At 74.9% G+C, this 24,960-nt stretch carries 20 protein-coding genes and 1 pseudogene; 14 read left to right on the top strand and 7 right to left on the bottom strand.

Annotated features, from left to right (window positions below):
• Positions 1 to 9 precede the first annotated feature (9 nt).
• Genes iolB through mmsA form a run of 3 tightly spaced genes read left to right on the top strand, consistent with a single transcriptional unit; the run spans position 10 to position 4,237 of the window.
• On the top strand, positions 10 to 834 hold the full coding sequence (gene iolB / locus IE321_RS14695; RefSeq protein WP_043224170.1) for a 5-deoxy-glucuronate isomerase: 825 nt from the start codon (positions 10 to 12) through the stop codon (positions 832 to 834).
• Positions 831 to 2,720, top strand: a complete 1,890-nt coding sequence (gene iolD / locus IE321_RS14690; protein WP_190223211.1) for a 3D-(3,5/4)-trihydroxycyclohexane-1,2-dione acylhydrolase (decyclizing) — start codon at positions 831 to 833, stop codon at positions 2,718 to 2,720. Before iolB ends, iolD begins: the two co-directional genes overlap by 4 nt.
• Before the next feature lie 14 nt (positions 2,721 to 2,734).
• Positions 2,735 to 4,237 (top strand): CoA-acylating methylmalonate-semialdehyde dehydrogenase, encoded by a 1,503-nt coding sequence (gene mmsA, locus IE321_RS14685; RefSeq protein WP_043224166.1) that lies wholly within the window; start codon positions 2,735 to 2,737, stop codon positions 4,235 to 4,237.
• Positions 4,238 to 4,353: 116 nt separating this feature from the next.
• On the opposite strand, the gene IE321_RS14680 is transcribed toward mmsA, so the two are convergent.
• Complete coding sequence (locus IE321_RS14680; RefSeq protein ID WP_226651619.1) at positions 4,354 to 4,803, bottom strand: GNAT family N-acetyltransferase; 450 nt, start codon at positions 4,801 to 4,803, stop codon at positions 4,354 to 4,356.
• A gap of 128 nt (positions 4,804 to 4,931) precedes the next feature.
• Between IE321_RS14680 and IE321_RS14675 the strand changes: the two genes are divergently transcribed.
• Together IE321_RS14675 and IE321_RS14670 are read left to right on the top strand one after the other, a co-directional pair.
• On the top strand, positions 4,932 to 7,577 hold the full coding sequence (locus tag IE321_RS14675; RefSeq protein WP_043224164.1) for an alpha/beta fold hydrolase: 2,646 nt from the start codon (positions 4,932 to 4,934) through the stop codon (positions 7,575 to 7,577).
• On the top strand, positions 7,574 to 8,461 hold the full coding sequence (locus IE321_RS14670; RefSeq protein WP_043224161.1) for an ABC transporter permease: 888 nt from the start codon (positions 7,574 to 7,576) through the stop codon (positions 8,459 to 8,461). Before IE321_RS14675 ends, IE321_RS14670 begins: the two co-directional genes overlap by 4 nt.
• Before the next feature lie 18 nt (positions 8,462 to 8,479).
• Here the strand turns inward: IE321_RS14670 and IE321_RS14665 are convergent, their stop codons facing one another.
• Positions 8,480 to 9,196, bottom strand: a complete 717-nt coding sequence (locus IE321_RS14665) for a helix-turn-helix domain-containing protein (RefSeq protein ID WP_190223210.1) — start codon at positions 9,194 to 9,196, stop codon at positions 8,480 to 8,482.
• A 287-nt stretch (positions 9,197 to 9,483) separates the two neighbouring features.
• Between IE321_RS14665 and IE321_RS14660 the strand changes: the two genes are divergently transcribed.
• The 5 genes and pseudogenes from IE321_RS14660 (at position 9,484) to IE321_RS43035 (ending at position 15,183) form a co-directional block, all read left to right on the top strand.
• The gene (locus IE321_RS14660) at positions 9,484 to 11,064 is read left to right on the top strand and encodes a vWA domain-containing protein (RefSeq protein ID WP_190223209.1); all 1,581 of its coding nucleotides are present in this window, start codon (positions 9,484 to 9,486) and stop codon (positions 11,062 to 11,064) included.
• Positions 11,065 to 11,161: 97 nt separating this feature from the next.
• Positions 11,162 to 11,629: an anthrone oxygenase family protein gene (locus tag IE321_RS14655; RefSeq protein WP_190223208.1), complete on the top strand. Its 468-nt coding sequence runs from the start codon at positions 11,162 to 11,164 to the stop codon at positions 11,627 to 11,629.
• Between the two features lie 336 nt (positions 11,630 to 11,965).
• Entirely contained in the window at positions 11,966 to 12,973 is a 1,008-nt protein-coding gene (locus IE321_RS14650; protein ID WP_190223207.1) for an AfsR/SARP family transcriptional regulator, read from the top strand.
• Positions 12,974 to 13,130: 157 nt separating this feature from the next.
• Positions 13,131 to 13,769, top strand: a pseudogene (locus IE321_RS43040) (GAF domain-containing protein); the annotation flags it as partial.
• Between the two features lie 205 nt (positions 13,770 to 13,974).
• Positions 13,975 to 15,183, top strand: coding sequence for a PucR family transcriptional regulator (locus IE321_RS43035; protein WP_308076634.1), 1,209 nt, complete (start codon positions 13,975 to 13,977; stop codon positions 15,181 to 15,183).
• A 168-nt stretch (positions 15,184 to 15,351) separates the two neighbouring features.
• On the opposite strand, the gene IE321_RS14640 is transcribed toward IE321_RS43035, so the two are convergent.
• Positions 15,352 to 16,554, bottom strand: coding sequence for an IS701 family transposase (locus IE321_RS14640; protein WP_376178609.1), 1,203 nt, complete (start codon positions 16,552 to 16,554; stop codon positions 15,352 to 15,354).
• Between the two features lie 480 nt (positions 16,555 to 17,034).
• Between IE321_RS14640 and crcB (IE321_RS14635) the strand changes: the two genes are divergently transcribed.
• A complete protein-coding gene (gene crcB, locus IE321_RS14635) occupies positions 17,035 to 17,451 on the top strand; it encodes a fluoride efflux transporter CrcB (RefSeq protein ID WP_043224249.1) in 417 nt (138 codons plus the stop codon).
• Positions 17,448 to 17,792, top strand: a complete 345-nt coding sequence (gene crcB / locus IE321_RS14630) for a fluoride efflux transporter CrcB (protein WP_190223206.1) — start codon at positions 17,448 to 17,450, stop codon at positions 17,790 to 17,792. The genes crcB (IE321_RS14635) and crcB (IE321_RS14630) overlap by 4 nt, the downstream gene beginning before the upstream one ends.
• Before the next feature lie 10 nt (positions 17,793 to 17,802).
• On the opposite strand, the gene pucL is transcribed toward crcB (IE321_RS14630), so the two are convergent.
• The 3 genes from pucL to IE321_RS14615 all read right to left on the bottom strand — a co-directional run bounded on the left by pucL (position 17,803) and on the right by IE321_RS14615 (position 21,411).
• Positions 17,803 to 18,723 carry a factor-independent urate hydroxylase gene (gene pucL, locus IE321_RS14625; protein WP_190223205.1) on the bottom strand — a complete coding sequence of 307 codons (921 nt, stop codon included), beginning with the start codon at positions 18,721 to 18,723 and terminating at the stop codon, positions 17,803 to 17,805.
• Positions 18,724 to 18,946: 223 nt separating this feature from the next.
• On the bottom strand, positions 18,947 to 20,122 hold the full coding sequence (locus IE321_RS14620; RefSeq protein ID WP_190223204.1) for a winged helix DNA-binding domain-containing protein: 1,176 nt from the start codon (positions 20,120 to 20,122) through the stop codon (positions 18,947 to 18,949).
• Between the two features lie 74 nt (positions 20,123 to 20,196).
• Positions 20,197 to 21,411 carry a saccharopine dehydrogenase family protein gene (locus IE321_RS14615; protein WP_190223203.1) on the bottom strand — a complete coding sequence of 405 codons (1,215 nt, stop codon included), beginning with the start codon at positions 21,409 to 21,411 and terminating at the stop codon, positions 20,197 to 20,199.
• A gap of 137 nt (positions 21,412 to 21,548) precedes the next feature.
• Here IE321_RS14615 and IE321_RS14610 point away from each other — a divergent pair, with 137 nt between their 5' ends.
• A complete protein-coding gene (locus tag IE321_RS14610) occupies positions 21,549 to 22,295 on the top strand; it encodes a TetR/AcrR family transcriptional regulator (RefSeq protein ID WP_190223202.1) in 747 nt (248 codons plus the stop codon).
• Here the strand turns inward: IE321_RS14610 and IE321_RS14605 are convergent.
• Positions 22,240 to 24,357 (bottom strand): heavy metal translocating P-type ATPase, encoded by a 2,118-nt coding sequence (locus tag IE321_RS14605; protein ID WP_190223201.1) that lies wholly within the window; start codon positions 24,355 to 24,357, stop codon positions 22,240 to 22,242. The two genes, IE321_RS14610 and IE321_RS14605, sit on opposite strands and share 56 nt — an antisense overlap.
• Before the next feature lie 94 nt (positions 24,358 to 24,451).
• On the opposite strand from IE321_RS14605, the gene IE321_RS14600 reads away from it, so the two are divergent.
• Positions 24,452 to 24,835, top strand: coding sequence for an ArsR/SmtB family transcription factor (locus IE321_RS14600; protein WP_043224142.1), 384 nt, complete (start codon positions 24,452 to 24,454; stop codon positions 24,833 to 24,835).
• The last annotated feature ends 125 nt before the right edge of the window (positions 24,836 to 24,960 follow it).

The raw sequence follows: 24,960 nt of genomic DNA, 5'->3' as shown, positions 1-24,960 counted from the left end.
CACCCGCACATGACCAGCCCGCACCGCCACCGCCTCCACCTCCCCGCCGGGACCGCCGCCCGGGGGCCGTACGCCTTGGACGTCGACCCGGGGACCGCCGGATGGAGCCGTTCCGCGCTCCGCGTCCTCGATCTCCCGGCCGGAGCGGAACACGCCTTCGACAGCGCGGATGCCGAGTGGGTGGTGCTTCCCCTCGCCGGTGCCTGTACCGTGCGCGTCGACGGGGAGATTTTCGAACTCGGGGGCCGCGAGAGCGTGTTCGCCTCCGTGTCCGACTTCGTCTACGTACCGCGCGATGCCCACGCCCAGATCGCCTCCGGCGCGGGAGGCCGCTTCGCTTTGGCAGGAGCGAACTGCGAGCGACGACTCCCCGCCCGCTACGGCCCCGCGCCGGAGGTTCCCGTGGAGACCCGCGGCAGCGGCGACCGCGCCCGCACGGTGCGGAACTTCGCCTCGGCCGACGCCTTCGCCTGCGACCGGCTGATCGCCGTCGAGGTGATCACCCCCGGCGGCCACTGGTCCTCCTACCCGCCGCACAAGCACGACGAGCACCGCCCCGGGACCGAGTCCGTCCTGGAGGAGATCTACTACTACGAGATCGCGGACCCGCGCGGCTACGCCTACCAGCGGATCTCGCCGTCCCGGCCCGGCGGCGCCGACCTGCTCGCCGAGGTCCGAGGCGGCGACGCCGTCCTCGTCCCCGACGGCTGGCACGGCCCCTCGATCGCCCAGCCCGGCCACGACCTCTACTACCTCAACGTCATGGCCGGACCCGGCCCCGCACGGGAGTGGCGGATCAGCTTCCACCCCGACCACACGGAGGGATACGCGTGAGCGTCCGCCTCACCGGCACCGTCCGCCTCACCGTCGCCCAGGCGCTGGTGCGCTTCCTCGCCGCCCAGTACGCCGAGCGCGACGGCGACCGGCACCGGCTCATCGCCGCCACCTGGGGCGTCTTCGGCCACGGCAACGTCGCCGGGATCGGCCAGGCGCTCGTCGAGCACGCCGACGCCATGCCCTTCCACCAGGGCCGCAACGAGCAGGCCATGGTGCACGCCGCCGTCGGCCACGCCCGCCAGACCGGCCGGCTCTCCGCCCACGCCGTCACCACCTCCATCGGCCCCGGCGCCACCAACCTCGTCACCGGCGCCGCCCTCGCCACCGTCAACCACCTCCCGGTGCTGCTGCTCCCCGGCGACACCTTCGCCACCCGCCCCGCCGACCCGGTCCTCCAGCAGCTCCAGGTGCCGTACGCCGGCGACGTCTCCGTCAACGACTGCCTGCGACCCGTCTCCCGCTACTTCGACCGGATCGTCCGCCCCGAGGCGCTGATCCCGGCCGCGCTCGAAGCGATGCGGGTCCTCACCGACCCCGCCGCCACCGGCGCCGTCACCCTCGCCCTCCCGCAGGACGTGCAGGCGGAGGCGTACGACTGGCCCGCGGCGTTCTTCGCCGACCGGACCTGGCGGATCCGCCGCCCCTCCCCGGACGAGCACGAGCTGGCGGCGGCCGTCGAGGCGCTCGGCGGGGCCGCCCGCCCGCTGATCGTCGCCGGGGGCGGCGTCCGGCACAGCGGTGCCGAGGAGGCGCTGGCGGAGTTCGCCGCGCTGACCGGCATCCCGGTCGCCTCCACCCAGGCCGGCAAGGGCGTGCTGCCCCACGACCACCCCCAGGACGTCGGGGCCGTCGGCCACACCGGCACCGCCGTCGCCGACCACCTGGCCCGCACGGCCGACGTGGTCCTCGGCATCGGCACCCGCTGGACCGACTTCACCACCGCCTCCGGGACCCTCTTCGGCCACCCCGCCCCGCGGGTCGTCAACCTCAACGTCGTCGCCTTCGACGCGCACAAGCTGGCGGCGCTGCCCCTGGTCGCGGACGCCCGCGAGGGGATCGAACGGCTCCACGCCCTGCTCGGCCCGCACCACGTGGCCGCGCACTACGTCCACGAGTACACCGAGGGGAAGCTCCGCTGGGAGGCCCGGGTCGACGCCGCCTACACCGTCCCCGACGAGACCGCCCGCCCCACCCAGACGCAGGTCCTCGGCGTACTCGACACCCTGGTCGACCCCACCGACATCCTGATCAACGCGGCCGGCTCGCTCCCCGGCGACCTCCACCGGCTGTGGCGGACCCGCTCCCGCGACCAGTACCACGTCGAGTACGGCTACTCCTGCATGGGCTACGAGATCCCCGCCGCGATCGGCGTCCTCCTCGCCGCCCCCGGCCGGCCCGTCTGGGCGCTCGTCGGGGACGGGACGTATCTGATGAATCCCACCGAGATCGTCACCGCCGTGCAGGAGCGGCTGCCGCTGAAGCTGGTGATCCTCCAGAACCACGGGTACGCCTCCATCGGCGGCCTCTCCGAGGCGGTCGGCGCCGAGCGGTACGGCACCGACTACCGGCTGCGGGCCGACGACGGAGGCTTCACCGGCCCCCCGCTCCCCCTGGACCTCGGTGCCAACGCCGCGTCCCTCGGGATGCGCGTGCTGCGCCCCCGCACCATCCGTGACCTGCGGGAAGCCCTCGCGGACGCCCGGGCCGCCACGGATCCCACATGTGTCTACATCGAGACCGAAACGGCAGACAGTGTGTCGGGCCCGCCTCCGGCCCAGGCGTGGTGGGATGTGCCCGTGGCCGAGATCTCGACCCGCCCGTCGGCGGTCAAGGCCCGCGAGGAGTACGACCGGCACGTCACCGCCCGACGCCGCCATCTCTGAAGGAGTAACTCGTCATGACGAAGAGCGTCCACCACTGGATCGGTGGCAAGACCGTCGAGGGCACGTCGGGCAACTGGGGCCCGGTCACCGACCCGGCCACCGGCGCCGTGACCACCCAGGTCGCCCTCGCCTCGGTGGAGGAGGTCGACGCGGCCGTCGCCGCCGCGAAGGACGCCTTCGCCACCTGGGGCACCTCCTCGCTGGCCCAGCGCACCACGATCCTCTTCAAGTTCCGCGCGCTGCTCGACGCCAACCGCGACGCGATCGCCGAGCTGATCGTCGCCGAGCACGGCAAGGTCCACTCCGACGCCCTCGGCGAGGTCGCCCGCGGCCTGGAGATCGTCGACCTTGCCTGCGGCATCACCACCCAGCTCAAGGGCGAGCTGTCCACCCAGGTCTCCAACCGGGTCGACGTGGCGTCCATCCGCCAGCCCGTCGGCGTCGTCGCCGGCATCACGCCCTTCAACTTCCCGGCCATGGTGCCGATGTGGATGTTCCCGATCGCCATCGCGACCGGCAACACCTTCATCCTCAAGCCGAGCGAGAAGGACCCGTCGGCCTCCCTCAAGATCGCCGACCTGCTCGCCGAGGCCGGTCTGCCGGACGGCGTCTTCAACGTCCTGCACGGTGACAAGGTCGCCGTCGACCGCCTCCTGGAGCACCCGGACGTCGCCGCGATCTCCTTCGTGGGCTCGACCCCGATCGCCCGGTACATCCACACCACCGCCTCCGCGAACGGCAAGCGCGTCCAGGCGCTCGGCGGCGCCAAGAACCACATGCTGGTCCTCCCGGACGCCGACCTCGACGCCGCGGCCGACGCCGCCGTCTCCGCCGCGTACGGCTCCGCCGGCGAGCGCTGCATGGCGATCTCCGCGGTCGTGGCCGTCGGCTCCATCGGCGACGAGCTGGTCGAGAAGATCCGCGAGCGCGCCGAGAAGATCAAGATCGGCCCCGGCACCGACCCGACCTCCGAGATGGGCCCGCTCATCACGGCCGTCCACCGCGACAAGGTCGCCTCCTACGTGCACGGCGCCGAGGCCGAGGGCTGCCAGGTCGTCCTGGACGGCACCGGCTACACCGTCGAGGGCCACGAGAACGGCCACTGGATCGGCCTCTCCCTCCTGGACCACGTGCCGACCACGGCCAAGGCGTACCAGGACGAGATCTTCGGCCCGGTCCTCTGCGTGCTGCGCGCCGAGACGTACGAGGAGGGCCTGGCCCTCATCAACGCCTCGAAGTTCGGCAACGGCACCGCGATCTTCACCCGCGACGGCGGCGCCGCCCGCCGCTTCCAGCTGGAGGTCGAGGCCGGCATGGTCGGCGTCAACGTGCCGATCCCGGTGCCGGTGGGCTACCACTCCTTCGGTGGCTGGAAGGACTCGCTCTTCGGCGACCACCACATCTACGGCAACGACGGCGTGCACTTCTACACCCGCGGCAAGGTCGTCACCACCCGCTGGCCCGACCCGGCCGACGCCCCCACCGGCGTGGACCTGGGCTTCCCGCGCAACCACTGACCCACCGGGTCGTACGACGGCCCCCGGGGTGCGTGCCGCCGCACCCCGGGGGCCGTCGGCCGTGTGCCGGGCGGGTTCCGGCCCAGCCTGACGGCATGTCATGCTCCGTACAAGGGTCAGGTTCGGTCGTTCCCGCCGCCGAACGACCAGGCGCGGATCGCGCACACGCCCTCGTCCACCGCGCCCGCCGAGCGGTACGTGGCGAGCGCCGGCCCGTTGTCCGTGTCCACCGGCACCCAGGCGCCCGCGCAGCCCCGCCTCCGCGCCTCCGCCAGCAGCGCCTCCGTCAGCGCCCGGCCCAGCCCCCGCCGCCGGAACGCCTCGTCCACCCCCAGCTCGTACAGGCACAGCTCGGCGCCCTTGTCCGGGTGGACCATCTCGATCCCCGTCGCGAAACCCGCCGGGACACCGCCGGGCGCGTACGCGATCAGCATCACGTGACCGGAGGACGCGAGGAAGCGCTCCGCCCACTCCGCCCGCGCCGGACCGTCGTACAGATGCTCCGCCGCGAGCAGTTCGGCCACCGTCCCGGCCCGCCGGATCTCGAAACCGTCCGCTCCCACCACGCCGCCTCCAGGCCCTCGCGTACCGCGACCGCTGTACGCGGACCGTACTGCGTACGACTCCAGGAGGCCGCCGATTTCCGCCCCGGGGGCGCCGCCACCGCACCGGCGGGCCGCCTAGGCTCGGGGCCATGCGACTCCGACTTCCCCGGTGGGCCGCGGTCACCGCCGTCCTCGCCGTCCTCGCGGGCGCCGGCACCTGGACCGCCGCCGCCCTGGACGAACCCCCGCCCGTCCAGCGCGAGGACCGGGCCCTCGACCTCGGCGGGGTGCGGATCGACACCTCGTACTTCACCGCCGGCGCCTCCGGCCGCCGTCCCGCCGTCCTGCTCGCCCACGGCTTCGGCGGCTCCAAGGACGACGTCCGCCCCCAGGCCGAACGGCTCGCCCGCGACGGCTACGCCGTCCTCACCTGGTCCGCCCGCGGCTTCGGCGCCTCCGGCGGGAAGATCGGCCTCAACGACCCCGAGCACGAGGTCCAGGACGTCCGCGGCCTCGTCGACTGGCTCGCCGCCCGCCCCGAGGTCCTGCTCGACGAGCAGGGCGACCCGCGCGTCGGCGTCAGCGGCGCCTCCTACGGCGGCGCCGTCTCCCTCCTCGCCGCCGGACACGACCCCCGCGTCGACGCCGTCGCCCCGCAGATCACCTACTGGAACCTCGCCGACGCCCTCTTCCCCGAAGGCGTCTACAAGAAGCTCTGGTCCGGGATCCTCTTCTCCATGGGCACCGACGCCCGGGGCGACGCCTGCGGCCGCTTCACCCCCGAGATCTGCGCCCTCAAGGAACGCGTCGCCGTCTCCGGCCGGCCCGACGCCGCCGCCCGCGCCCTCCTGGAGGCCCGCAGCCCCTCCGCCGTCGGCGACCGCGTCAAGGTCCCCACCCTCATCGTCCAGGGCCAGACCGACTCCCTCTTCACCCTCGACCAGTCCGACGCCATGGCCCGCGCCCTCACCGCCAACGGCGCCCCCGTCGCCGTCGACTGGATCGCCGGCGGCCACGACGGCGGCGACCGCGAGGCCGCGCGCGTCGAGGACCGGATCGGCGCCTGGTTCGACCGCTGGCTGAAGAAGGACGCCTCCGTCGACACCGGCCCCGCCTTCCGCGTCAGCCGCACCGGCGGCGTCGACTCCACCGACGGCCGCGCCACCCTGCGCGCCGCCACCGCCGACCGCTACCCCGGCCTCGCCGAGGGCACCCGCGCACTCGCCCTCGCCGGACCGGCGCAGCGCTTCACCAACCCGGCCGGCGGCGCCCCGCCCGCCGTCTCCTCCGTCCCGGGCCTCGGCGGCGGACTCGGCGGACTCTCCTCCTCCCTCGGCGTCGGCCTCGCCCTCGACTTCCCCGGCCAGCACGCCCGCTTCGACGCGGCCCCGCAGGCCGAGCCGCTCCGCGTCACCGGCACCCCGACCGTCCGCGTCAAGGTCACCTCCACCGCCCCCGACGGCTCCGCCGTCCTCTTCGGCAAGGTGTACGACGTCGGGCCGGACGGACGGCAGCAGGTGCTGCCCGCCCAGCTCGTCGCCCCGGTCCGCGTCGAGGACGCCGCGAAGGGCCGCTCCGTCACCCTCACCCTTCCCGCGATCGACCACGAGGTGGAGGCAGGCCACCGCCTCCGGCTCGTCGTCTCGGCCACCGACCTCGGCTACGCCTCCCCGGTCACCACCGCCGGCTACACCGTCGCCGTCGAGGGCCCGCTCACCGTGCCGACCGCGCCCGCCGTCACCACCCAGGCCGCCGGCCTGCCCTGGTGGGTCTGGGGCCTGCCGCTCGCCGGCCTCGTCGTCGCGGCCGCGCTCCTGCTGACCGCCCGGCGCCGCACGGCGAGCCCGGCTCCCGACCCCGCGCTCTCCTCGGTCCCCCTCCAGATCACCGGCCTGTCGAAGAAGTACAAGGGCGGCGAGCGGTACTCGGTCCGCGAGCTCTCCTTCCGCGTCGAACAGGGCCAGGTCCTCGGCCTCCTCGGCCCCAACGGCGCCGGCAAGACCACCACCCTGCGCATGCTCATGGGTCTGATCACCCCCGACGAGGGCGAGATCCGGGTCTTCGGCCAGGCCATCCGCCCCGGCGCCCCGGTCCTCTCCCGGGTCGGCTCCTTCGTCGAGGGCGCCGGCTTCCTGCCCCACCTCACCGGGCGGGAGAACCTGGAGCTGTACTGGAAGGCCACCGGCCGCCCCGCCGAGGACGCCCACCTCGACGAGGCCCTGCGCATCGCCAACCTCGGCGGCGCGCTCCAGCGGGCCGTCCGCACCTACTCGCAGGGCATGCGGCAGCGCCTGGCGATCGCCCAGGCCATGCTCGGCCTGCCCGACCTCCTCATCCTCGACGAACCCACCAACGGCCTCGACCCGCCGCAGATCCGCGAGATGCGGGAGGTGATGATCCGGTACGCCGCCGGGGGCCGCACCGTCATCGTCTCCAGCCACCTCCTCGCGGAGGTCGAACAGTCCTGCACCCACCTCGTCGTCATGGACCGCGGCCGGCTGGTCCAGGCGGGCCCGGTCGCCGAGATCACCGGCGCCGGGGACACCCTGCTCGTCACCCTCGGCGCGGCCGTCCCCGACGCGGTCGTCGAGAAGGTCGCCGCCCTGCCCGGCGTCGGCTCCGCGGTCCGCGCCGAGGACGGCATCCTCGTCCGCCTCGACACCCCCGACGGCGGCTCCGCCGACGCCACCGCGCTGATCGGCGAACTCGTCCGCCTGGACGTCCCGCTGACCGGGGTCGGACCGCACCGACGCCTGGAGGACGCCTTCCTGACCCTGATCGGAGGATCCGCATGACCGCGACGGCCACCGGGCCCCGCCCCGGACCCGACCCGGAGGCCCTCGCCCCCGGCTACCGCCCCGGACGCACCCTGCCGCTGCGCGTCGAGGCCCTGCGCCAGTGGAAGCGCCGCCGCACCCTGGTGATGGCCGGGGTGCTCGCCGCCCTGCCCCTCGTCCTGATCGTGGCCTTCGCCATCGGCGGCCCCGACGCCGACGACCGCGGCGGCCGGATCACCCTGATCGACACGGCGACCGCCTCGGGCGCCAACTTCGCGGCGACCTGCCTCTTCGTCTCGGCCGGTTTCCTCCTCGTCATCCCCGTGGCGCTGTTCTGCGGCGACACCGTCGCCTCCGAGGCCGGCTGGTCCTCGCTGCGCTACCTCCTGGCCGCGCCGGTGCCCCGGTCCCGGCTGCTCGCCGCCAAGCTGACGGTCGCGCTCGGCTACAGCGCCGCCGCGCTCTTCCTCCTGCCGCTCCTCGCCCTCGCCGCCGGCACGGCCGCCTACGGCTGGGGCCCGCTCCAGCTCCCCACCGGCGGCTCGCTCCCGGCCGGGGACGCCGTCCTGCGTCTGCTCATCGCCACCTCCTTCGTCCTCGTCTCCCAACTGGTCACCGCGGGCCTGGCCTTCTGGCTCTCCACCCGCACCGACGCCCCGCTCGGCGCGGTCGGCGGAGCCGTCGGCCTGACCATCGTCGGCAACGTCCTGGACGCGGTCACGGCGCTCGGCGACTGGCGCGACTTCCTGCCCGCGCACTGGCAGTTCGCCTGGATCGACGCCCTCCAGCCCCGGCTGGAATGGGGCGGCATGGCCCAGGGAGCGGCGATCTCCGTCACCTACGCCCTGGTCCTCTTCGCCCTCGCCTTCCGGGGCTTCGCCCGCAAGGACATCGTGTCCTAGTACACGTCGGCCCCCGCCTCACAACCATCCCCTCCGAGCCGCTTCCGCGCCCGCGCGGAAGCGGCTCGTCGTTCCCAGCGCGGCCAGCAGCTCGCCGACCCGCCGGCTGTACGTCCGCGCCGACATGCCGAGCCGCGCCGCGGCCGCCTCGTCCGTCATCCCCGACAGCAGGGCCTCCAGGACCGGCCGCAGCGGCTCGGGCGGCGCCCCCGGGGGCCGCGGCGGCGGGATGCGGACCAGCTCCTCCGCCGCCGCCCAGCAGACGTGGTGGGCCCGCACCAGGGCCTGCACCACCACCGGGTCCCGGATCAGCAACAGCCCGTTGTACAACAGCTCCAGATCGAGCGGGACCGCCGCCACCGTCCGGTCCACCACGATCAGCTTGAACGGGATCGCGTCGGCGAACCGGGCCTGCCCGGGTATCCGCGGCCCGTCCTCCAGCCGGGGCAGCGCGTGCCGGGGCACGATCCGCCGCACCTCCCCGGCCCGCTCCGCCGCCGCGCGCATGCACGCTCCCGCCAGCTTCAGGAACGGCTCGGGGATCGCGCGGTCCGCCGAGGCCACCGGGTCGTCGAAGGTCAGCAGCTCGTGCCGGGTCGAGGCGGCCAGCCCGGCGAGCGCCGCGCTGATGCGCCGCGCGCCCCGGACCGGGCGCCCCGCCGGCCGCTGTCCCTCGGTCGCGGCCCGGTTCATCGCCGAGCGGGCGAGCAACACGGAGCCCGCGCTCTCTGCCACCGCTGACCACCCCCGCCCGATCGATGTCCACTCCATGTACTCACGTGACTGCGCACGGTGACAACCCCTGGGGACAAACCTGGCGTCTCCATGCCACCGGCCCCCGTTCCGCCACTCGTTGCCACATCGAGATCCATCCGCAACTCCTTCGCGGGGTCCGCGCGCGCCTCCCGTTCGTCACAGTCGCAGGAGCCGGGCGCGGCTCCCGTCGCACCCGGCGATGGCCCGCGCCCGGCCCCAGGGCCGTAACGGATAGACAAGAGCCGTACGAAAACGGGGAGTTGTTCATGAAACGTCCGCACCGGACCACAGCCGTCCTCGCCGGGGCGCTCGCCGCCGGCCTCCTCCTCGGCGGCTGCGGCGCCGGGGGCGAGCGCTCGGCGACCGACCACCGGGAGGCCGCGCCCCTCGTCCCCGACGGCAGCAGCGCCACCGCGGCCCCCGCCCCGGTCGTCGGGGTGGGCGCGGACGAGGTCGCGCCCGAGGGGGAGCGGCGGGCCCCGAGCCCCGCCCCCGACTACCTCTCGACCTTCGCCCTCGACGTCGACACCGCCTCGTACGGCTACGCCCGCCGCTCGCTCGCCGACGGCAGGCTTCCCGACCCCGCCACCGTGCGGCCCGAGGAGTTCGTCAACAGCTTCCGCCCCGACTATCCCCGTCCCGCCGACGACGGCTTCAGCGTCACCGTCGACGGGGCCCGCACCGGCGCCGAGGGCTGGTCCCTCGTCCGCGTCGGCCTCGCCACCCGGGGCGCTGACCGGACCGGCGAACGCCCGCCCGCCGCCCTCACCTTCGTCGTCGACGTCTCCGGCTCGATGGGCGAGCCCGGCCGCCTCGACCTCGTCCGGCACGCCCTGGGGCTGGCCGCCGACGGGCTCCGCGACGACGACTCCGTCGCCCTGGTGGCGTTCAGCGACGAGGCCGAGACCCTGCTGCCGATGACCCGGCTCGGCGACGCCCGCCACCGGGTCCGCGAGGCCGTCGACTCCCTCGCCGTGCGCTCCTCCACCAACCTGGAGGCCGGCCTGCGCACCGGCTACGACGTGGCCGCGGAGGGGCACCGCGAGGGCGCCACCAACCGGGTCGTGCTGCTCTCCGACGCCCTCGCCAACACCGGGGAGACGGCCGCCGACGCCCTCCTCGGACACATCGACGCCCAGCGCAGGGAGCACGGCATCACGCTCTTCGGGGTGGGCGTCGGCAGCGAGTACGGCGACGAGCTGATGGAACGGCTCGCCGACAAGGGCGACGGCCAGACCACGTACGTCTCCACCCGGGACCAGGCCCGCAAGGTCTTCGTCGACCAGCTGCCGGCCCAGGTCGAGCTGCGCGCCCGGGACGCCAAGGCGCAGGTCGCCTTCGACAAGGAGACCGTGGAGCGGTTCCGGCTGATCGGCTACGAGAACCGCGAGGTCGCCGACGAGGACTTCCGCGACGACCGGGTCGACGGCGGCGAGGTCGGCGCCGGGCACACGGTCACCGCCCTGTACGTGGTGAAGACCCGGCCCGGCGCGAGCGGCCCGATCGCCACCGCCACCGTCCGCTGGCTCGACCCCGACTCCCGCTCCCCGCAGGAGCGTTCGGGCACGGTCGCGTCCGGCGCCCTGGCGGCGGGGCTCTGGGAGTCCGGCCACGACAGCCTGCGGCTCTCCGCGATCTCCGCCTACTTCGCGGAGGAGTTGCGCGGCGGCTCGCTGCCGGGCGCGCCCCGCCTCGGCGAACTGGCCGGGTACGCCGACTCCATCCGCGCGCGCTCCGGTTCGGCGGTGGTCGGCGAGCTGGCCGAGGCGGTGCGGCAGGCCGACCGGCTGATCGGCGAACGCCCCTCGGGGGAGGGGGAGTTCCGCTCCTCGGACCCGTACGCCTGAGCCGTACCGCCACGCTCCGCGCCCCTGCCACGCACGCGCGTGGCGGGGGCGCGGAGAGGAACGGGCGGCTCCGCCGCGGGGGCGGCATCATGACCCCATGGCCACCCTGCTGCTCGCCCTCGCCGTCGGAAGCACCGGCCTCTACGCCGGCTTCCTCCTCATCTTCCTCACCGGGATCATGCCCGCCCTGGGCCGCCTCACGGACGCCGCGTTCGTCACCGCGATGCGCCGGGTGAACGAGGCGGTGCCCAGGGCGGTCTTCATGACCGTCTTCGTCGCCGCCGCCGTCTTCCCGATCGCCGCCTATCTGGTGCCGGCGGACGGCAGGACCGACGCGCAGCGCTGGCTGGTCCTCGCCGGTTTCGTCTGCGCGGCCCTCAACCACCTGGTCACGATCGTCGGGAACGTCCCGCTCAACGAGGCGCTCGCCGCCGCCGAGGGCCCCGACGAGGACCCGGCCGTGAGCCGCGCCGCCTTCGAGTCGCGCTGGAACGCCTACCACCGGATCCGTACGGCCCTCGTCGTCGCCGCCTTCGGCCTGCTCACGGCGGCCGCCGTCGGCTGACTCCGGAACCCCTTCCTCCGCACTCCCGACCCGGCGGTGAAACAGACCGTCGGGTCGGCTTGTCGTCGGGGATGGCGCGATCTCGTCGAAGATCACCCGCCCCGCATCCGCAGGGACCCTTCAAAACCAAACTACCAAGTCCGAAACATGGTGCTGGCATGCATCGAGTTCCGGCCCCTGGCGAGAAGCTGCCGTCCTTATATCCCATCAAAGGGGGTGAATCACCCCGATTTCAGGGATCCGGATTTCATACCTTCCGGTTTCTTATTGACATGACCAGGGGGGTCTTTTTTTAATCAACCGAGGATCCGCGTGCGCAGACACCGAGGGGGCATAGTGGACGTCCACATCCTGGGGGGGCTGTCGGTCCGTGAGGGCGGGGTACCGATCACCCCGACCGCGGCCGCGCCACGCCAGGTCCTCGCCCTGCTCACCGCCTTCGCCGGCCAGGTCGTGCCCGTCACCGTCCTCACCGAGGAGCTGTGGCCCTCCGGCGCCCCGCGCGGCGCCCGGACCGAACTCGCGACCCACATAGCGGAGCTCCGCGCGCTCATCGCCCGCGCCCTGCACGAGACCGAGGACGAGGGCGCCGCGGGCGGCTGGACCGAGCGGCGCACCGCCGACGCGGTCCTCGTCTCGCTCCCCGGCGGCTACCGCCTCGACACCGGCGTCGGCGTCCACGACATCGGACAGTTCGAGCGCGCGGCCGGCGCCGGCTACCGCGCCATGGACGCCGGCGACCTGCCCCGCGCCTCGCTGCGGCTCGGCGAGGCCCTCGCCCTCTGGCGCGGCGAGCCCTACGCGGGCGTGGCCGCCGGCCCCTGCCTGCGCCGGGAGATCGAGCGCCTGGAGAGCGCCCGGCTCAGCGTCCTCGACCAGTGGGTCGAGGCCCAGCTCGGCCTCGGCCGGCACGAGGAGATCCTCTCCGAACTGCCCGGACTCGCCGCCCGCTACGCCACCAACGAACCCCTCCAGGCCCACCTCATGGTCGCCCTGCTCCGCTGCGGCCGGCACGAGGAGGCCCTCGCCGTCTACGAGCGGCTGCGCGTGATCCTCCACCGCGAGACCGGCATGGAGCCCTGCGCCCGGCTGCGCCGCCTCCAGCACGCCGTCCTCGCCGTCCGCCACACGCGCGTGGCCGCCGGGAGCGGCGGCCGCTCCCCGCTCCCCGGCACCCCCGGCGAGCGCGTCTTCGGCTACACCGGCGGCCACCCGGCCGCGCCCGCGCACGCCGGCGGCACGCCGGCCGTCACCTGGTACGGCCCCGCCCTGCCGCGCGTCCCCGCCCAGCCCCAGGCGGGCCGCGCGGACACCGTCACCACCGGTGTGGCGGTGCCCGTCTGACGGAGAGTCGGTTCGGCCCATGGGGGGAACGGGGGCCACGGGGAATGAAGTGCCGCACGTCACCGTTGACCCGCTCCCGGGACCGAATTACTTTCGGCCGTGAGGACGGGTTTCCTCCGAGGTGCCCGATTTAAGCTCGACTACGGGGGTGGGGGCCATGGACACGCACGGCGCGGACGGGGAAGCGGGCGCCGACGCGCTGCTCGCCGTCCTGGAGCTGCTCGCCGGACAGGCCCTGCCCGGCCAGTTCGAGACCCTCCTCGACGAGGCCCGGCTCGCCGGACTCGACGAGGCCGGACTCGCCCGGCTGGAGCGGGCCGTCGCCCTCGCCCGCTCCGTCCACGACGAGCGCGCCGACGACCGGTCGCTGGCCGCCCGCAGCGGGGCCTCCCTCGCCGTACTCACCGACACCGCCCGCGACCTGACGCTCAGCTACGACCTGGACGGCCTGCTCCGGATCGTCACCGGCCGCGCCCGCCGCCTCCTCGGCCTCGACATGGCGTACGTGACCCTGCGCGGCCCCGAGGGCGCCTGCTACATCCGCGTCACCGAGGGCTCCCGCACCGGCGGCGACACCGGCGCCACCACCGGCCCCGGGCTCTGCGTCGGACTGCGCATCGGCACCGGCAACTGCCTCGGCGGCATCGTCCACCGCACCGGCGAACCCGTCTGGACCCCCGACTACCCCGTCGACGAGCGCTTCACCAGCGGCGAGGCCCCCGACCCGGCCGCCGCCCTCGGCGGCGCCGAGGTCGTCGACCCCGGCGACGAGGCCGCCCGCGCCGAGGGACTGCGCGCCATCGTCGCCGTCCCGCTGCGCAGCGGCGACTCCGTCATCGGCGCCCTCTTCGGCGCCGACCGCCGGGTCCGCGAGCACACCCCCCCAGGAGATCGCCCTCCTCGGCGCCCTCGCCGACCTGGCCGCCCTCGCCGTCGAGAAGGCCGGACTCCTCGACCGCACCCGCGCCGAACTCCTCGAACTGGAGCGGGACAGCGCGCGCGTGCGCACCAGCCTCACCCGGATGCGGCACGTCAGCGAGGCCCACGGCCGGATCATGAACCTGGTCCTGGCCGGCGGCGACCTCCCGCACGTCGCCAAGGCCGCGGGCGACGCCCTCGACGCCACCGTCATGGTCCGCGACCCCGGCGGCCGCCGTCTCGCCGCCAGCGGAGACTTCCCCGGCCTCGACGAGGACGCCGTCGCCAAGGCGTCCCTCGACGCCCACGCGCTGCGCCGGCCCGTGCTCGCCGCCGACTCCGTTTGGGTCGCCCCCGTCATCGCCGGCTCCGAGGACCTCGGCGGCCTGGTGGTCCGCGCCGAGGGCGGCCTCACCGACGAGGACGAACGGCTCCTCGAACTCGTCGCCCAGTCCGTCGCCCTGCTCCTCCTCATGCAGCGGTCCACCGCCGTCGCCGAGGGACCCGTCCGCGACGAACTCCTCGACGACCTCATCGCCGACCCGCCGCACGCCCCGCAGCAGAGCGCCCGGCGTGCCCGGCGCCTCGGCGTGGACCTGCGCAAGCCGCACGTCCTCGTGGTCGCCCGGCCCGAGGGCGGCGAGCAGGGCAGGGCCGTGGTCTGGGCGTCCTCGTACGCGTACCGGCTCTCCGGACTCAAGACCGTGCAGGGCGGCTGCGTCGTGCTGCTGCTCCCGGGAGTGGACGCCTCCGCCGCCGCCTCCGCCGTCTCCGAGGAGCTCACCCCGCTCCTCGGCCACCCGGTCTCCGTCGCCGCCGCCGGACCCGGCGGCAGCCCCGACGCCGTCGGGCCGCTGTACGCGGAGGCGCTGCGCTGCCTGGACGCGATGAGCGCCCTCGGCGGTACGGGCTCCGCGGCGGCCGTCGCCGACCTCGGCTTCCTCGGCATGCTGCTCTCCGACGACCACGACGTGGACGGCTTCGTGGAGAACGCGATCGGGCCCGTCCTCGACTACGACGCCGAGCGGCTCACCGACCTCACCCGCACCCTGGAGGCGTACTTCGCCTCCGGCTCCAGCCCCACCAACGCGGCCGAGGCCCTGCACGTCCACCCCAACACCGTCTCCCGCCGCCTGGAACGGATCGGCGAACTCCTCGGCCCCGAGTGGCAGAAGCCCGGCCAGGTCCTGGAGGTCCAGCTCGCCCTGCGGCTCCAGCGCACCCGCGAGGTGCTGACCCGCCGCCGCGCCGCCACCGCCCCGGCCCGCCCCCCGGCGGCGCCGGCCGACTGAACGCACTAGGGCCTGTCTGACCATTCCCGCCGGGTCCGGGCCGCCCGGCACGCGCGCGTGGGTGCCCGCCCGCGCCGGGCGGACGGGCACCCCGCCCCGGCGGCCCGTTGGGGCGGGCTCGGGCGGACGGCCGGACGGGGTCCGGCCGGGAGGAGTGCCGAGGGGGCGTCAGCCGGCGGCGCGGCGCGTGCCGTAGCCCGCCGCGTCCCACGCCGAACCGAGCACCGTCGCCGTGTGCGCGGCCGAGGCCAGCGTGATGTGCCGGTGCCAGCCGCGGTAGGAGCGGCCCACGAAGTCCCGCAGCCCCGCCTCCTCGCCGACCGCGGCGAAGTCCCGGTCCACCCGCTGCGCCAGCTTCGTCAGCCGCAGCAGCGAACCGACCGTCGCCTGCGTCAGATCGCTGATCCACACCCGGGCCGGGCCCCGGCGCGGGTCGTCCCACTCGCCGAGCAGCATCAGCGGCCGCATCCGCTCCCCGCCGGGGGAGGGCAGCGCGACCCGCACCGCGGTCGCCAGCGAGGTCCGCGAGGTCCGCGCGCCACCGACCGTGTCCACCCAGCTCACCGGCCGGCGCAGCCCCTTCAGGGACTCCAGGATCTGCGCGGCGGGCAGCGGACCCGCGCCGAAACCGGGCAGCGAGCGGTCGGCGATGGCCAGCCGCGAACCGGCCCCGATCCGCGCCACCACCGGCACCCCGGCCGCGGCGAGCCGGGTCAGCGCCGCGCGGCCCGCGCCGCCCCGGATGTCGAGGAGCACCGGCTTGCGGGTGATGTCGGTCCAGCGGGCGGTGTCGAGGGCGGCCGCGACCGCGCACTCCTCCAGCGTCTCCTCGCCGGCCTCGTCGGGGACCTCCGCGCGGTCGCGCCGCGTGCGGTCCTTCACCCACGGGTCCGGCAGGAACAGCCGCCAGTTGACCGGCGCGCTCAGCTCCTCGCCGGCGAACCACACGCCGAACGCCTGCTGGCCCTGGAAGACCTGCCCGCGCTCGGGGTCGAAGCGCCGGTCCACGCCCACCGAGTGCTCCCCGGCCTTCGGGATCGGCATCGGCCGCACCACCCACGCCTGCGGGTGTCCGCCGCGCTCCAGGAACCGCCCGAGCGCGGCCCGCATCGGCTGCCAGTCCCAGGTGGAGCTGGAGATGAAGTGGTGCAGGCTCTGCTCCGCGGCCGGCCCGCCGATCTGCGCGGCGATGTTCCGGATCGACTTGCGGCCCTGCGCGGTCAGCAGCCCGTGCAGGTACTGCTCCGCCTTCAGCCGCTGGTCACGGCGGGCGAAGCCGGAGAAGAGCGCGGAGGTCAGCTCCGTGTAGACGTCCTCGCCGGGACGGGGCGCGGCGGCCCGGGGCACGGCGCGGACCCGGGGGCGCGGCACGGTCGGAGGGACGGCCGCGACGGCCGTCCCGCGCTTGATTGCGACGGATGTACTCACGACACTCCTGCCCGTCCTGCCCGAGGGTTGCGCAGCTGCCTCCCGCTGCCCCTCCACCGTCTCCCGTCCACGGGCGTCCCGACGAGGTGGACCCGGCACCCGAATCGGCCGCCGGATGGTGGCCGGACCACCGTCCCGCCCCTGACCTGGGCCTCCCGCCCCTCCGGGCGGGCCGCGACGCACTCCCCGAGGACCCCCGGAGCACCCCGTGGGTGCCCCGCCACCACCCCCCGGGACCGGGGACGGTGGCCCGGCCACACCCCTCCGGAGGAGCTGACAGACTCGCCGGACGCCCTTTGACCCGTCGCGCTCCGTCGCCGGACCATCGCAGAGCGAGGCGACACGGGAGGGCCCGGTTAATGCCCCAGGCCGGGACCCGTGCCCGTGCGCCTCGCTCCGACGGCCTCCCCGTACCCTGAGGCCGTGAACGCGCGCGGTCGGCCGCCGGTCGCCCTGGTGGTCTCCGCCGGCGGCGCGATCGGCGCTGCCGCGCGCTATGGCGCGGCGCTCCTGTGGCCCACCCCGGCCGGCGGGTTCCCGTGGACGGTCTTCCTGGTCAACGCGACGGGCTGTGCCCTGCTCGGCGTCCTCATGGTGCTGCTCACCGAGACCCGCGCGACCCCGCACCCGCTGCTGCGGCCCTTCCTCGGCACCGGGTTCTGCGGCGGTTTCACCACCTTCTCCACCTATGCGCTCGACACCCAGCGGCTGCTGAGCACCGGTCACACCGCACGCGGGCTGCTCTACTTCGGCGGCACGCTCGTCACGGCGCTGGCCGCCGTCTGGGCCGGGACCGCCGCCGCGCGGAGCCTCGTACGCGACCGGACGGAGGCCGGGTGAACTGGCTGTTCGTCGTCGCCGGGGCGGCCGTCGGCGCGCCCCTGCGCTGGTACGCGGACCTCGTCGCGAAGGCCCGCTTCGGACCGGACTTCCCGTGGGGCACCCTCGCCGTGAACGTCTCCGGCTCCCTCGTCCTCGGCCTGGTGACGGGCCTGGCCTCGGCGCACGCCCAGCTGCTCCTCGGCACCGGCCTGTGCGGCGCCCTCACCACCTACTCGACGTTCTCCCACGAGACGCTGAAGCTGTACGAGGACGGCGCGAAGGCCCGCGCCGTCCTCTACGTGCTGGTCAGCCTGGCCGCCGGGCTCGGAGCCGCCTGGCTCGGCGCGACGGCGGCCTGACCGGCCGCGGCTAGGCGGTGATCCAGTCCGAGGTGGCGATCACCGGCTGGACGCCGTCGCGGTGGACGGTGCCCTCGATGAGGCCGTACATGCGGTCGGCCGCGAAGTACACCTCGTTGTCGTTCTTGAGGCCGAAGGGCTCCAGGTCCACCAGGAAGTGGTGCTTGTTCGGCAGGTTGAGCCGGACCTCGTTGACCGTCGGCACGTGGTCGAGGACCCGGCAGGCCATCGCGTGCAGCGTCTGCTGGAGCGAGTAGCTGTACGTCTCCGCGAACGCCTCCAGCATGTGCCGGCGGGCCTTGGCGTACGAGCGGTCCCAGTCGTGCTCCGGGTCCGCGGCGGCCGTGGCCGAGTTCGCCCAGCGGGCGGTGACCTTGGTGGCCAGGATCCGGTCGTACGCCTCCTGGAGCGTCGTGTACCGGTCCTTGATGTAGCCGTGGAACTCGGAGTTCGTCGAGTTCATGACCGTCAGGTCCTTGAGCCCGGACAGCACCTGGAGACCGGTGGTCTCGCTGTACGTGACCTGCGCGGTGCGCACCTCCTGGCCCTGGCGGACGAAGGAGTGCTGCTCCTTGCGGGTCGGCACCGGGATCCGCTCCCAGGCGTACTCCTCGACCCGGATCTGCGCCTCCCGGATCACCTCCTGGGAGGTCACGAAGTGCTTGGCGAGGAGGATCGCGAACGCCTCGGGGGAGGCGATGCCGTGCTCCTTGGCGAAGGCGTAGATCGTGTTCTTGGTGGTGTCGGTCGGCAGGCAGTTGCCGTTGTCGCCGGTCAGGTGGACGTCGCGGTACTCGCCGCGCAGCGCCACCGACACGTTCAGGTCGCGGATCTCGTGCCAGGCGCCGTCCTCGCCGCCCCTGCGGGCGATCCTGACGATGCGGTTCTCGGCCTTGCCGTACTGGTTCTGGGCCAGGACGTGCTTGCTCATGCGGTTCAGCTCCTGCGGGTACGCGGATACGGATATCCCGTACGCCCGGCGTCCAGCGCGCCCGCGTCCCGCGGCCGTGCGCTCCCCGCCGTCCGGCCCGTGAACGGCGGACCGCCCCGGGACTGACGAGCATCCCGGTCCGTAGGTTGTGGCTCGAAGATAAGGGCCTTCCTGGTCAGTGGCAATGGGGGAGGGCGCGGGCGGTCCCGGCCGCCGGGCGCGGTCAGTACGGCAGCAGCCGGGTCTCGGCCGCCGGCAGGCCCTTGGCCCACCAGTGGTCGTAGCGGCCGTAGACCCTCGGGTCGCGGTCGGCGAGCAGCGTCCCCAGCGACGCCGCCTCGGCCGCGAGCCCGGCCCAGTCGCCGGCCGTCAGCGGATGGAAGGCGGCGGCCTCGACGCCGCCCTCGACGGGCCGCCAGGCCCCCGCGACATGGCCGTCGACGAGCAGCGTCGGCAGCACGTCGCCGTTGATCCGTATGACGTGCCGGCGGTACGCGTCGGGGACGATCCGGCTGCGGTCGGCGTACGCGAGCAGGGTGCTGTCCCACATCGCCATCAGCCGCGGCGGGGCCGGAGTCTCCCCGTCCGGGCGGACCGCACCCGGCAGGTCGTACAGCACCGCGCCGTCCGGACCGGCCAGGACCTCCGCCGCGCCCCGGGCGACCAGCGCGTCGAGCGCCGCGCGCGCCCGGCCCCGCTGGACGAGGCCGAACTGGCCCAGATCCGCCGCCGACGCGGGGCCGAAGCCCGCGAGATAGCGCCGGGCCAGTGCCTCCAGGCCCTCGGCCGCAGCCTCCGGGGCGGTCGGCACCGGCGCGGGTCCGGAGGCGACGAAACCGGGGGAGGTGGCGTACTGCCAGGGCGGGCCGCTCGGCACGTGCCACAGCGGCGCGTACTGCCGCAGCATCCGGCCCGCCGCCGGGGTGAGGCTCCCGCCGCCCCACAACTCCTCCGCCCGGCGCCGCAGTTCCTCGCCCGTCCGGGACCGGTCCGCGTACGCCAGGAGCTCCGGCAGCAGCGCGTCCGCGCCGTCCGGCGTGATCCCGGTGTCGGTGAACCGCCGGTCGCGCAGCCGGCTCCCGCGCAGCGTCGGCTCCACCGCCTGCCGGAACGGGCGGTAGTCCTCGGCGTGCACGAGGTGCAGGGTGATCCGCATCAGGGTCGAACGGACCAGCCGGAAGCCGCCGATCGCCGCGTCCAGGGCGGCCGGGTCGAAATCCGCCACCCTGTTCCACAGCGCCACGTACGGCGAGCCCGGCTGCTGCGCCTGGAGCGCCACCACCCGCCGGACCGCCTCCTCGACGCCGACCGGCTCCCGCGCGAGCAGCGACTGGCGGGCGAGCGTGGCCCGGTTGAGGGCGCGGGCGGTGAGGGCGGGCGGCGGAACGGTCGCGGTCATGGTCCCGATTGTGGCGCGGGGCACCGACAACGGGCGGCAGGGCCCGGCGGGACGGCGCCCCGAGCCACGGGCGGTCACTGCTCGCGCAGCCCCCAGGGGGACCCGTACGCGGTGAGGAGGTCGAGGAAGGGGCGGGGGTCGAGGGCCTCGGCGCCGAGGACGCCGGAGCCGGTCCAGGCGCCGGTGGCGAGCAGTTCGAGCGCGACGACCGGGTTGACGGCGGTCTGCCAGACGACGGCCTGGGAGCCGTACTCGCGCATCGACCACTCGTTGTCGACCACGTGGTACAGGTACACCTCGCGCGGCGCCCCGTCCCTGGTGCCCTTCACCCAGGTGCCGGCGCAGGTCTTGCCGCGCATCCGGTCGCCGAGGGTCGCCGGGTCGGGCAGACAGGCCGCGACGACGTCCCGGGGCGAGACCCGCGTCCCGTCCGGCAGCGTCACCGGTTCCGTACGGTCGAGCCCGACGCGGTGCAGCTCCTTGAGGGTCCGGATGAACTCCTCGCCGAGGCCGTACTTGAAGGTGACCCGGCGGGCGTCCACCCAGCGCGGGATCAGCAGCACCTCCTCGTGCTCGACGTTCACGCACTCGACCGGCCCGATGCCCTCGGGGAAGTCGAAGACCTCGGGCTCGCTGAACGGCGGGGTGGTGAACCAGCCGCGGTCCGCCTCCCAGACCACCGGCGGGTTCAGGCACTCCTCGATGGTCGTCCAGATGGAGAACGAGGGCGCGAAGTCGTAGCCGTCGACGGTGAGGTTCGCGCCGTCGCGGACGCCGATCTCCTCGACGGTGTCGAAGAGTTCCTCGGCGGCGTAGCGGGCGAAGACGTCCGAGAGGCCCGGCTCCACGCCGATCCCGACGAGCGCGAGCCGCCCGGACTTCTCCCACTCCGCGGCCCGTTCGAACTGCGCGTCGCCCAGCTTCACCCCGCACTCCTCGTGCGGGCGCTCCGGGTGCGGCCGGGACAGCGACATCGCCATGTCCAGGTAGTGCGTCCCGGCCGTGAGGGCGGCTTCGAAGAGCGGCATCACGAACCGCGGGTCGGTCGCGTTCAGCAGGACGTCGCAGCGCTCGCGCTCCAGCAGGGCGGTCACCGCCTCCCGGTCGGAGGCGTCGACGCGCGCGGCGCTGAACCGGCCGCCGGCCGACGCGCCGAGCGCGGCGACGGCCGCCTCCGCGCGGGACAGGTCGTAGTCGGCCACCACCATGTGGCCGAGGAAGGAGCGGCGGGCGGCGATCCGGGTGACGGCGGTCCCCACACCACCGGCACCGACGAGCAGGACGCGCATAGCGGCGAACCACCTCTCATCGTGAGGAAACGGGAGGGAACGAGACAGATCCCTGGAGTGCGCCCATGAAAGCCGCGCGCCGCGGTTCGGGTCAACGGTGTTGGCATAACCTGGGAAGGCTAGGGAAAGAGGTCCCCATGGCTAAGAAAGTGGTCCCCGAAGGGGAGCGGCGCCGCAGAAAACCCGCCAAGGCGGGAGGGGTCGTCCTCTCGGAGCGGCTCTACATCGAGACCGCCCTGCGCATGCTCCAGGAACACGGCAGGGACGGGCTGACCGTGCGCCGGCTCGGCGCGGCGATCGGCGCCGACCCCAGCAGCCTCTACCGCTACTTCCGGAGCACCGACGACCTCCTCCTCGCCGTCGGCGACGAACTCGCGGGCCGCGCCCTGCGCGGCTGGGCGCCCACCGGCGACTGGCGGGCCGACCTCCGCGAACTCGGCCTGCGCGTCCACTCCGCCTACCTCGCCCACCCGCAGGCGGCGATCCTCACCGCCAGCCGGGTCAGTGGCCGCTCCCACGAGATCGCCGCCGACGAGGCGATCCTCGGCGTCCTGCGCACCGCCGGACTCCCCGACGCCGAGGCGGTCCGCGTCTACCACGCCTTCATCGACCAGGCCCTCGCCTTCGCCGCGCTCGACGCGGCGGCCCTCGCCCTCCCGCACACCGCCCGCGCGGCGGACGAGGCCGTCTGGCAGGCCACCTACGCCCGCCTCCCGGCCGGCACCCACCCGCACATCGCCGCCACCGCCCCGCGCCTGGTCGCCCGCATGAACACCAGCGCCTACCCGACCGCCCTGGAGATGCTCCTGGACAGCGCGGCGGCGGCCCTCAATCCCGCGCCGGGCGGGGCCAGGCCGTCGGACGGAGCAGGCGCAGCCCGTTGAGCCCCACGAGGACGGTGGAGCCCTCGTGGCCGGCCACGCCCAGGGGCAGCGGCAGGGTCCCGAACAGGTCCCAGGCGACCAGGACGGCGATGAACGCGCCCGCGATCACCAGGTTCTGGACGACCAGCCGGTGCGCGGCGCGGGAGAGGGCGACGACCGCGGGGACGGCGGCCAGCTCGTCGCGCACGACGACGGCGTCGGCGGTCTCCAGGGCGAGGTCCGAGCCGGCCCGCCCCATCGCCACCCCGCAGTGGGCGGCGGCCAGCGCCGGAGCGTCGTTCACCCCGTCGCCGACGACCAGCACCCGCCGGCCCTCCGCCTCCCACGCCCGGACCGCCGCCACCTTCTCCTCGGGCAGCAGCCCGGCCCGCACGTCGGTGATCCCGACCCGCCCGGCCACCCGCCGCGCGGCCCGCTCGTTGTCGCCGGTCAACAGGACCGGGGCGCGGCCCGTCAGCCGGGTGAGCGCGGCGACGGTCGCGGCGGCGTCGGGGCGGAGCCGGTCGGCGACACCGAGCACCCCGACGGGCTCCCCGTCGCGCAGCACGGCCACCGCGGTGCTCCCGGCCTCCTCCAACTCCCGGACGAGGGGGGCGGGGTCGTTCTCGGGGCGCACGCGCGCGTGGTCGGCTTCGGGGTGCGCGGCGTGGGTGTCGGGGTGCGCGGGGCGGGTGTCGGGGTGGGGGTGCACGCGGGCATGGTGGGCTTCGGGGTGCGCGGGGCGGGTGTCGGAGCGGGGGTGCACGCGCGCCTGGTGGGTGTCGGGCAGGAGTCGGGCCGGGGAGCCGAGTTCGATCCGCCGGCCCTCGACGGTGGCGGTGACGCCGCGGCCGGGGGTGGCGGCGAAGGCGTCGGCGGGGGCCAGGGCGAGGCCGCGCTCCCGGGCGGCGTCGACGACGGCACGGGCCAGCGGGTGCTCGCTGGGGTGCTCGGCCGAGGCGGCGAGCCGCAGCAGGGCGTCGGCGTCCAGGCCGGTGCCGGGCAGCGGGCGGACGTCGGTGAGGCGCGGGGCGCCCTCGGTGAGGGTGCCGGTCTTGTCGAGGGCGACCGCGTCGACCTGCCCGAGGCGCTCCATGACCACGGCGGACTTGGCGAGGACGCCGTGCCGGCCGGCGTTGGCGATCGCGGACAGCAGCGGCGGCATCGTGGACAGCACCACCGCGCAGGGCGAGGCGACGATCATGAAGGTCATCGCCCGCAGCAGCGCGGACGTCAGGTCGTCGCCGAAGGCGAGGGGGACGGCGAAGACGGCCAGGGTCGCGAGGACCATGGAGACCGAGTACCGCTGCTCGACCTTCTCGATGAAGAGCTGCGTGGGCGCCTTGGTCCGGGACGCCTCCTCGACCATCCGCACGATCCGGGCGATCACCGAGTCCGACGGCTCGCGCCCGACGCGTACCCGCAGGGCGCCGGTGCCGTTGACGGTCCCGGCGAACACCTCGTCGCCCGTCTCCTTGGCCACCGGCAGCGGCTCGCCGGTGATCGTCGCCTGGTCGACCTCGCTCGCCCCGCCGACCACCTCCCCGTCCGCGCCGATCCGCTCCCCGGGCCGCACCAGGACGGTGTCCCCGACCGCCAGCAGTCCCGCGTCGACGGTCTCCTCCGCGCCGTCGGCGAGCAGCCGGGTCGCGGTCGCGGGCGCCAGGTCGAGCAGCCCGCGCACCGAGTCCGCGGTCCGCGCGGTCGCGACCGCCTCCAGGGCGCCGGAGGTCGCGAAGATGACGATGAGCAGCGCGCCGTCCAGGACCTGACCGATCGCGGCGGCGCCGAGCGCGGCGACGACCATCAGCAGGTCCACGTCGAGGGTCCGCTCCCGCAGCGCCTTGAGCCCCTCCCGGCCCGGCTCCCACCCGCCGGTGGCGTAGGCGCCGGCGAAGAGCGCCCCCCACAGCCAGGCCGGGCCGCCGAGCAGGTACGGGGGAAGGGCGAGGAGGAACAGCCCGAGCGCCGCCAGCGCCCACCGCACCTCCGGCAGGGCGTACGCGCGCGTGCGGCGGGGGAGCGGCGTGGGGCGGGAGCCCTCGGGAGCGGGGGCGGTCCGCTGATCCAGGGAAGAAGACATGACGGAGCGACCCTTCGCGGGCAGGCGGCAGCTACTCCCTCACCATACCGGAACACCTGAACACCTATTCATGTGTCATCCGTATGATGGGCCCATGGGCCACGGAATCGACGCCGCCACCGCCGCCACCCCCCGCGAGCGGCTCGACGCCGTCGGCACCGCCGACGTCGCCGCCACCCTCCAGGCCCTCGCCACCCCGTCCCGCCTGTACATCCTCGCCAGGCTCCAGGAAGGCCCCTGCGCGGTCGGCGACCTCGCCGAGGCCGTCGGGATGGAACCCTCCGCCTGCTCCCACCAGTTGCGCCTGCTGCGCAACCTCGGCCTGGTCACGGGCGAGCGCCACGGCCGCTCGATCGTCTACGCCCTCTACGACAACCACGTAGCCGAACTCCTCGACCAGGCCCTCTACCACGTGGAACACCTCCGCCTCGGCGTCCGCGACACGGCCGCGGAGCCCCCGGCGGGCCCTTCGGCCTGACCGCCCGGGCCCGGGCCCGGCCCGGGCCTCCGGCGGGCTTCTCCGCCCGGCGTCGGACTGGCCGGGCTTCCGACGGTCTCCTTCTTCCGTGGTCGGACGCCCCGCGCCTCCGACGGTCTCCTTCT

Origin of the sequence: Streptomyces hydrogenans (assembly GCF_014656075.1) — a bacterium.
GTDB classification, from domain to species: Bacteria; Actinomycetota; Actinomycetes; order Streptomycetales; family Streptomycetaceae; genus Streptomyces; species Streptomyces hydrogenans.
The sequence above is the reverse complement of the archived record's forward strand: the minus strand, read 5'-3'. Positions and strand labels throughout refer to the sequence as shown.

What these genes read in the sequence shown, in the direction of transcription:
- iolB (WP_043224170.1), top strand. Translation starts at nt 10, where the DNA reads ATGACCAGCCCGCACCGCCACCGCCTCCACCTCCCCGCCGGGACCGCC.
- mmsA (WP_043224166.1), top strand. Translation starts at nt 2,735, where the DNA reads ATGACGAAGAGCGTCCACCACTGGATCGGTGGCAAGACCGTCGAGGGC.
- IE321_RS14675 (WP_043224164.1), top strand. Translation starts at nt 4,932, where the DNA reads ATGCGACTCCGACTTCCCCGGTGGGCCGCGGTCACCGCCGTCCTCGCC.
- IE321_RS14670 (WP_043224161.1), top strand. Translation starts at nt 7,574, where the DNA reads ATGACCGCGACGGCCACCGGGCCCCGCCCCGGACCCGACCCGGAGGCC.
- IE321_RS14660 (WP_190223209.1), top strand. Translation starts at nt 9,484, where the DNA reads ATGAAACGTCCGCACCGGACCACAGCCGTCCTCGCCGGGGCGCTCGCC.
- IE321_RS14655 (WP_190223208.1), top strand. Translation starts at nt 11,162, where the DNA reads ATGGCCACCCTGCTGCTCGCCCTCGCCGTCGGAAGCACCGGCCTCTAC.
- pucL (WP_190223205.1), bottom strand. Translation starts at nt 18,723, where the DNA reads ATGAGCAAGCACGTCCTGGCCCAGAACCAGTACGGCAAGGCCGAGAAC.
- IE321_RS14620 (WP_190223204.1), bottom strand. Translation starts at nt 20,122, where the DNA reads ATGACCGCGACCGTTCCGCCGCCCGCCCTCACCGCCCGCGCCCTCAAC.
- IE321_RS14615 (WP_190223203.1), bottom strand. Translation starts at nt 21,411, where the DNA reads ATGCGCGTCCTGCTCGTCGGTGCCGGTGGTGTGGGGACCGCCGTCACC.
- IE321_RS14610 (WP_190223202.1), top strand. Translation starts at nt 21,549, where the DNA reads ATGGCTAAGAAAGTGGTCCCCGAAGGGGAGCGGCGCCGCAGAAAACCC.
- IE321_RS14605 (WP_190223201.1), bottom strand. Translation starts at nt 24,357, where the DNA reads ATGTCTTCTTCCCTGGATCAGCGGACCGCCCCCGCTCCCGAGGGCTCC.
- IE321_RS14600 (WP_043224142.1), top strand. Translation starts at nt 24,452, where the DNA reads ATGGGCCACGGAATCGACGCCGCCACCGCCGCCACCCCCCGCGAGCGG.